Raw genomic sequence first — 8,555 nt, forward strand, 5'->3', positions numbered from 1 at the left:
CCTAAATACTCCTTGGTGACCGATAGCGGATTAGTACCGTGAGGGAATGGTGAAAAGTACCCCGGGAGGGGAGTGAAATAGTACCTGAAACCGTGTGCTTACAATCCGTCAGAGGCCTTTCGGGGCTGATGGCGTGCCTTTTGAAGAATGAGCCTGCGAGTTAGTGGTATGTCGCGAGGTTAACCCGTGTGGGGAAGCCGTAGCGAAAGCGAGTCCTAATAGGGCGATCGTAGTGGCATGCTCTAGACCCGAAGCGGAGTGATCTACCCATGGCCAGTGTGAAGCGACGGTAAGACGTCGTGGAGGCGCGAACCCACTTAGGTTGAAAACTGAGGGGATGAGTTGTGGGTAGGGGTGAAAGGCCAATCAAACTCCGTGATAGCTGGTTCTCCCCGAAATGCATTTAGGTGCAGCGTCGCATGTTTCACCTCGGAGGTAGAGCTACTGGATGGCCGATGGGCCCTACAAGGTTACTGACGTCAGCCAAACTCCGAATGCCGAGGTGTGAGAGTGTGGCAGTGAGACTGTGGGGGATAAGCTTCATAGTCGAGAGGGAAACAGCCCAGATCGCCGGCTAAGGCCCCTAAGCGTGTACTAAGTGGAAAAGGATGTGGGATCGCTGAGACAGCCAGGAGGTTGGCTTAGAAGCAGCCACCCTTGAAAGAGTGCGTAATAGCTCACTGGTCAAGTGGTCCTGCGCCGACAATTTAGCGGGGCTCAAGTACACCGCCGAAGCCGCGGCACTCACACGAGAACCTCCTCCGGGCAGGTGTGTGGGTGGGTAGGGGAGCGTCGTGTGGCCATAGAAGCGTCGGAGTGATCCAGGCGTGGAGGCCACACGAGTGAGAATGCAGGCATGAGTAGCGAATGACGAGTGAGAAACTCGTCCGCCGAATGATCAAGGGTTCCTGGGTCAAGCTAATCTGCCCAGGGTGAGTCGGGACCTAAGGCGAGGCCGACAGGCGTAGTCGATGGACAACGGGTTGATATTCCCGTACCCGTGTATGCGCGCCCATGGTGAATCAGTGATACTAACCGCCCTGAACGTCCTGGAGCATCCTTCGGGATGACGTGGACTGGATGCGCGGGACCTGATCTGGTAGTAGCCAAGCGATGGGGTGACGCAGGAAGGTAGCTGGGCCAGTCAGTGGTTGTACTGGTGTAAGAGTGTAGGCCGTGACATAGGCAAATCCGTGTCACATGAAGGCTGAGACTTGATGCGTACCCGTTGTGGGGAATTCAGTGATCCTATGCTGCCGAGAAAAGCCTCTAGTGAGTTCATACACGGCCCGTACCCCAAACCGACACAGGTGATCAGGTAGAGAATACCAAGGCGATCGAGAGAACTGTGGTTAAGGAACTCGGCAAAATACCCCCGTAACTTCGGGAGAAGGGGGGCCATGCCCGGTGAACACCCTCGCGGTGGGAGCTGGGTGTGGTCGCAGAGACCAGAGAGAAGCGACTGTTTACTAAAAACACAGGTCCGTGCGAAGACGTAAGTCGATGTATACGGACTGACGCCTGCCCGGTGCTGGAAGGTTAAGAGGACCGGTTAGCCGCAAGGCGAAGCTGAGAATTTAAGCCCCAGTAAACGGCGGTGGTAACTATAACCATCCTAAGGTAGCGAAATTCCTTGTCGGGTAAGTTCCGACCTGCACGAATGGCGTAACGACTTCTCTGCTGTCTCGACCACAGACTCGGCGAAATTGCATTACGAGTAAAGATGCTCGTTACGCGCGGCAGGACGAAAAGACCCCGGGACCTTTACTATAGCTTGGTATTGGCGTTCGATTCGGTTTGTGTAGGATAGGTGGGAGACTGTGAAGCATGCACGCCAGTGTGTGTGGAGTCGTTGTTGAAATACCACTCTGATCGTATTGGACGTCTAACCTCGGCCCATGATCTGGGTTAGGGACAGTGCCTGGTGGGTAGTTTAACTGGGGCGGTTGCCTCCCAAAGAGTAACGGAGGCGCCCAAAGGTTCCCTCAGCCTGGATGGCAATCAGGTGTTGAGTGCAAGTGCACAAGGGAGCTTGACTGTGAGACTGACACGTCGAGCAGGGACGAAAGTCGGGACTAGTGATCCGGCACCGGCAAGTGGAAGCGGTGTCGCTCAACGGATAAAAGGTACCCCGGGGATAACAGGCTGATCTTCCCCAAGAGTCCATATCGACGGGATGGTTTGGCACCTCGATGTCGGCTCGTCGCATCCTGGGGCTGGAGTAGGTCCCAAGGGTTGGGCTGTTCGCCCATTAAAGCGGCACGCGAGCTGGGTTTAGAACGTCGTGAGACAGTTCGGTCTCTATCCGCCGCGCGCGTAAGAAACTTGAGGAAGGCTGTCCCTAGTACGAGAGGACCGGGACGGACGAACCTCTGGTGTGCCAGTTGTTCCACCAGGAGCATCGCTGGTTAGCTACGTTCGGAAGGGATAACCGCTGAAAGCATCTAAGCGGGAAGCCTGTTCCAAGATGAGGTTTCTCACCACCTTGCGTGGTTAAGGCCCCCCACAGACCATGGGGTTGATAGGCCGGAACTGGAAGCGCAGCAATGCGTGGAGGTGACCGGTACTAATCGGCCGAGGGCTTACACACACTCAAGCCAAAAGAATCGCACCGCGTCCACTGTGCAGTATCTGAAACAACACACCCATCCGCGGTCTCGATCGCGGGTCGGGCCTTGTTTCACAGAGTTACGGCGGCCATAGCGGCAGGGAAACGCCCGGTCCCATTCCGAACCCGGAAGCTAAGCCTGCCAGCGCCGATGGTACTGCACTCGAGAGGGTGTGGGAGAGTAGGTCACCGCCGAACACAACTTCACACGAGAGCCCCCGAGACCGCCCCACCGCGGCCCCGGGGGCCCTCGTCATTTCACCCCACACCCACCACCCCAACCGACGCCGCCACCCACCACCCCAACCGACGCCGCGCCGAATACCCGCTTCGCCAGGTCCGATCCACGAAGCCCTTCGAGGGCGACCACGTCGCCTCGAGCGTCGGAGAGCGGCACACGCCAGTTCGGATACTCCTCTGACGTCCCGGGCATGTTGACCGGGCGGCGATCACCGACGAGGTCGGCCACCGACACCGCGTAGAGAAGAGATGGTGCCGCGGCCAGGAATGCGTGGAGCGCCACCACCAGATCCTCCGTGCTGGCGCCCTCGAGTAAGTCGCGCCGTCTGACCGCCTCGGTGTACGACCCGATCTCGGAGGCCGCGTCGGCGCGCTCCTGTTCGACATCGCCCGTCAGCTGGCCCAGTTCCTCGCGGACATCCACATGCACGAGGTCGACATACCCCGCAGTCGGCGGGAGGTCGTGAGTGGTCACCGACGCCATGCAGAGCCGGCGATAGTCCTCGGGGGGCACCGGCTGGGAGTCCTGCTGCTCGAACCACATCACCGAGGTGCCCAACACCCCGCGCTCGGACAGTTCCTCCCGGACCCCGGGTGCGACGGTCCCCAGGTCCTCTCCCACGATGACCGCGCCGGCACGCGACGCCTCCAGCGCGAGAACGCCGATCATCGCCTCGTGGTCATAGTTCACGTACGTCCCCTCGGTGGGCGGGAGCCCCGACGGGATCCACCAGAGCCGGAACAGACCCAGGATGTGGTCGATCCGTATCCCGCCCGAGTCGCGCAGCGCGGCGCGGACGATGTCCCGGAAGGGCCGGTACCCCTCCTCGGCGAGAGCATCGGGCCGCAGCGGGGGCTGGGACCAGTCCTGGCCCAGCTGGTTATAGACGTCCGGTGGCGCGCCCACGGTGACCCCGCGGGCGAGTGACCGGCGGAGCGCCCAGGCGTCGGCGCCGGTGGGATGCACCCCGACGGCCAGATCGTGGAGGATCCCCAGCCGCATTCCCGCCGACAACGCGGCGCGCTGCGCACCAGCGCGTTGCTGCGCGACCTGCCACTGCAGCCACTGGTGGAATCGGACCTCCCGCGCGTGGTCGGTGGCGAAACGCGCCACGTCGTCGGAATCCGGGTCCTTCAGCGCTGCGGGCCACCGCGACCAGTCCGGGCCCCACTCGGACGCCAGAGCACACCACGTGGCGAAACGGAACAGTCCGGGCTCCTGCTCGTCGGCGAAGTCGTCGAACGCCCGGGCCCGGTCCTCCGTGAGAGGCGCGGCGAATACCACCCGGAGCGCCTCGAGTTTGCTTCCCCACGAGGAGTCGCGGTCGATGGTGTCCTCGGTGTTCCTCTGCCGCTGCCCGGCCGCGAGGTCATCGACCACCTGCATCTCCTCGGGTGGGAGCGAGGCGTATTCCGGGATCAGCTCGGGCCGGAGGTACAGCGGTGAGGCGAACCGCCGTGTGGTCGGGAGGTACGGGGACGGCTCCACCGGCGGGAGCGGTTCCCCGGCGTGCATCGGATTGACCAGGACGAAGTCGGCGCCGAGGTCCCGCCCGGCCCAGTCGGCGAGGTCGGCGAGGTCCGACAGGTCACCGACCCCCCACGACGTGTCGGACCGGACCTGGTAGAGCTGCGCGGCCAGCCCGACACCCCGGCGCCGTCCGAGATCCGGGGGGACCGGTATGGACCGCGGGGACACCACCAGGGCGGCTTCGACGACCCGCGGCTCCCCCGCCGACGGGCCGGTGCCGTCGAACGAGTCCGTGACGACGGCGACCAGGCGGTGCCACCCTAGGGGGAGCGCGTCGGGCAGCTCCAGATCGAATCGGTCGACTGGCGTCCCATCGACACTCCTCGACTCCTCCGCGGCGGCGGGGAGCACCAGGTCGAGCGGGTCGGACGAGTCCTCGAGGTGGACGGACAGCCCCACAGAGGTTCCACGGGGTACATGGACGGCGCACAGGGCCCCCGAGCCCTGCCTCGTCACGATCGTCGGGGGGAGCACCCGGCGCCACGGCCGCAGACGAACCTCCTCGAGCGCCGCGCTGACCGAGCCACCGCCCTCGTCGTCGTCCTCACCGACCGGGATGCCCATCGCGGCGAGAACCGCACGCAGCGTCCGGGCGGGGATCTCGCGGCGGATACCGCGGGCGTCCTCGTAGCTCGTGGCCACGCCGCACCTCTCGGCGAGCTCTACCAGGGCGGGGGGAACGGCGTCGGTCACGGTCACGGGGTCCTCGCGTCGGGTCGGGAGGCGCCGTCTACCGGGCGCCGCGGACGGTCACGGTCCACTGTGCCACCGGAGCGCCCCGGGCGCGGATCGTGAAAAACGGACCACACTCCGAGCGGGGGCGAGGGACCACGTACGCTGACCTCGAACACGTATCAGTTCCGCCCAGAGAAAGGCCGTGGACAACCCATGACCGAGGCATTCATCTACGACGCCATCCGGACTCCGCGAGGCAAGGGCAAGCCCGGCGGCGCTCTGCACGGGGTCAAGCCGATCGACCTGGTCGTCGGTCTCATCGAAGAGATGCGGCGTCGGTTCCCCGACCTCGACGAGAACCGGATCTCGGACATCATCTACGGGATCGTCACCCCGCTCGGGGACCAGGGCATGGATCTGCCGCGGATCGCCGCGCTGGCCGCCAAGATGCCCGACACCGTCGCCGGTGTGCAGATCAACCGGTTCTGCGCCTCCGGCCTGACCACCATCAACATGGCCGCCCAGAAGATCCGCTCCGGTTGGGACGAGGTCGTCCTCGCCGGCGGCGTCGAATCCATGTCGCGCGTGCCGATGGGCACCGACGGCGGCGCCTGGGCCCTGGATCCGGCGACGAACTACGACACGTACTTCTCCCCGCAGGGGATCGGGGCCGACCTCATCGCCACGCTCGAGGGGTTCACCCGTGAGGACGTGGACCGCTACGCCGAGCGCTCGCAGCGACTCGCCGCCCGCGCGTGGGAGGAGGGCCGGTTCGCCAAGTCGGTCGTCCCGGTCAAGGACATCAACGGCGTCACCATCCTCGACCACGACGAGCACATGCGACCGGGCACCACGGTCGAGGCGCTCGCCGGCCTCAAGCCCTCGTTCGCCATGGTCGGCGACATGGGCGGTTTCGACGCCGTCGCGCTGCAGAAGTACCACTGGGTCGAGAAGATCAACCACGTCCACCACGGTGGCAACTCCTCCGGCATCGTCGACGGCGCCGCCCTCGTGGTGGTCGGGTCGGAGAAGGCCGGCAAGGAGATGAACATGACGCCGCGCGCCCGCGTCGTGGCCGCGGCCACCTCCGGCGCCGACACCACCATCATGCTCACCGGCCCGACCCCGGCCGCGAAGAAGGCTCTCGAGATCGCGGGGCTCACCCGGGACGACATCGACCTGTGGGAGCTCAACGAGGCGTTCGCCTCCGTCGTGCTGCGTTTCCAGAAGGACATGGACATCCCCGACGAGAAGCTCAACGTCAACGGCGGGGCCATCGCGATGGGTCACCCCCTCGGAGCCACCGGCGCCATGATCACCGGCACCGTGCTCGATGAGCTCGAGCGCACCGGCGGCAGGCGCGCCCTCATCACCCTCTGCGTCGGCGGTGGAATGGGCGTCGCCACCATCATCGAGCGCGTCTGATCCGCCCCACCGACACCACAGCCTTTAGGAGTAGAGAACCAGTGAGCGACAACATGTTCCGGTGGGAGCAGGACGGCGACGGCATCGTCACCCTCACCATGGATGACCCCGACCACGGCGCGAACACCATGAACGCGCGTTTCATCGACGACTTCTCGGAGACCGTCGGCCGTATCGAGGCCGAGAAGGAGTCCATCAAGGGCATCGTCCTGACCTCCGCCAAGAAGAGCTTTTTCGGCGGCGGCGACCTCAAGTCCATGATCACGGCGGGCCCCGGCGACGCCGAGGAGCTCTTCGAGCGGTCCATGCAGATCAAGGGCCGGATGCGCGCCCTGGAGACCCTCGGGGTCCCGGTCGTGGCCGCGATCAACGGCGCGGCCCTGGGCGGAGGTCTCGAGCTCGCCCTCGCCTGCCACCACCGCGTGATGGCCGACGCCCGCGGCGCCAAGGTCGGCCTGCCCGAGGTCACACTCGGTCTGCTGCCCGGCGGCGGCGGCATCGTCCGGACCGTCCGCATGTTCGGTCTGGCGCAGGCCGTGCCCAACATCCTGATGTCGGGCCGTTCGTTCGCCCCGGACAAGGCCCTCAAGGCGGGCCTGGTCGACGAGGTCGTGGCCCCCGAGCAGCTCGTCGACGCCGCGAAGGCGTGGATCAAGACCGATCCCGAGCCCAGTCAGCCCTGGGACCGCAAGGGGTGGACGCTGCCCGGCGGCACGATCAGCGACCCGGCCCTGGCCGGGGTCCTGCCGTCCTTCCCCGCCAACATGCGCAAGCAGACCAAGGGCGCGCCCTCCCCGGCGCCCCGGGCCATCATGGCCGCCGCGGTCGAGGGGTCGCAGGTCGACTTCGCCACCGCCGAGAAGATCGAGGCGCGATACTTCGTCTCGCTCGTCACCGGTCCCATCGCGAAGAACATGATCCAGGCGTTCTTCTTCGACATGCAGCACTGCTCGTCCGGCGGCGCACGCCCCAAGGCCGCCGACGGCTCCGAGATCCCTCGGACCGAGTTCACCAAGGTCGGCGTCCTGGGCGCCGGCATGATGGGCGCCGGCATCGCGTACGTGTGCGCGAAGGCGGGGATCGAGGTCGTGCTCAAGGACGTCGAGCAGGCGTCCGCGGACAAGGGCAAGGCGTACGCGGAGAAGATCGAGGCCAAGGCGCTCGAGCGTGGCCGCACCACGCAGGAGAAGTCCGACGCCCTCCTGGCCCGCATCACGCCCACCACGGACCCGCAGGCGCTGGCCGGATGCGACCTCGTGATCGAGGCCGTCTTCGAGTCGCCGGATCTGAAGAAGAAGGTCTTCCAGGAGATCGAGGACATCGTCGCCCCCGACGCGTTGCTCGGCTCCAACACGTCGACCCTCCCAATCACCGACCTCGCGACCGGCGTCAAGCGTCCCGAGGACTTCATCGGACTGCACTTCTTCTCGCCCGTCGACAAGATGCAGCTGGTCGAGATCATCAAGGGTGAGAAGACCACCCCCGAGACCCTGGCCAAGGCGATCGACCTCACGCTGGCGATCCGGAAGATCCCGATCGTGGTCAACGACTCGCGTGGCTTCTACACCTCCCGCGTCATCGGCACGTTCGTCAACGAGGCGATCGGCATGCTGGACGAGGGGATCGAGCCCTCGACCATCGAGCAGGCCGGCCGCATCGCGGGGTACCCGGCGGCGCCGCTGCAGCTGTCCGACGAGTTGAACCTCAACCTCATGCTCAAGATCCGCGACACCGCGCGCGAGGCCGCCGCGGCCGCGGGCGAGGAGTTCGTGGAGGTGCCGTCCGACCGCGTCACCGCCACGATGGTCAACGAGCTCGGCCGCAGCGGCCGTCTGGCCGGGGCCGGGTTCTACGACTACACCGACGGCACGCGAGCGGGACTCTGGCCGGGCCTGCGGGAGGCGTTCAACACCTCGCCGGACAACGCACCGCCGTTGCAGGACCTGGTCGACCGCATGATCTTCGCCGAGGTTCTCGAGACCCAGAAGTGCGTCGACGAGGGCGTGATCGTGGACGACGCCGACGCCAACATCGGCTCGATCATCGGGATCGGGTTCCCGGCGTGGACCGGCGGTA

At 65.4% G+C, this 8,555-nt stretch carries 3 protein-coding genes and 2 rRNA genes (1 of these 5 only partly in view); 4 read left to right on the forward strand and 1 reads right to left on the reverse strand.

Annotated features, from left to right (window positions below; genetic code table 11):
• A 23S ribosomal RNA gene (locus tag G6019_RS08990) occupies positions 1 to 2,590 on the forward strand (it extends 509 nt beyond the left edge of the window).
• 99 nt (positions 2,591 to 2,689) lie between these two features.
• Positions 2,690 to 2,806: ribosomal RNA gene (rrf, locus tag G6019_RS08995) — 5S ribosomal RNA — on the forward strand.
• Between the two features lie 55 nt (positions 2,807 to 2,861).
• Here the strand turns inward: rrf and malQ are convergent.
• Complete coding sequence (malQ, locus tag G6019_RS09000) at positions 2,862 to 5,078, reverse strand: 4-alpha-glucanotransferase (RefSeq protein ID WP_309230196.1); 2,217 nt, start codon at positions 5,076 to 5,078, stop codon at positions 2,862 to 2,864.
• Positions 5,079 to 5,267: 189 nt separating this feature from the next.
• Between malQ and G6019_RS09005 the strand changes: the two genes are divergently transcribed.
• Positions 5,268 to 6,479 (forward strand): acetyl-CoA C-acetyltransferase, encoded by a 1,212-nt coding sequence (locus G6019_RS09005; protein WP_182613119.1) that lies wholly within the window; start codon positions 5,268 to 5,270, stop codon positions 6,477 to 6,479.
• A gap of 41 nt (positions 6,480 to 6,520) precedes the next feature.
• On the forward strand, positions 6,521 to 8,555 hold a 2,035-nt coding region (locus G6019_RS09010; RefSeq protein WP_182627446.1), incomplete at its 3' end, for a 3-hydroxyacyl-CoA dehydrogenase NAD-binding domain-containing protein.

The organism is Dietzia sp. DQ12-76 (assembly GCF_014145045.1).
Lineage (GTDB): Bacteria > Actinomycetota > Actinomycetes > Mycobacteriales > Mycobacteriaceae > Dietzia.

Excerpts from the sequence above, each read along its gene's own strand:
- G6019_RS09005 (WP_182613119.1), top strand. The coding sequence starts at position 5,268 with ATGACCGAGGCATTCATCTACGACGCCATCCGGACTCCGCGAGGCAAG.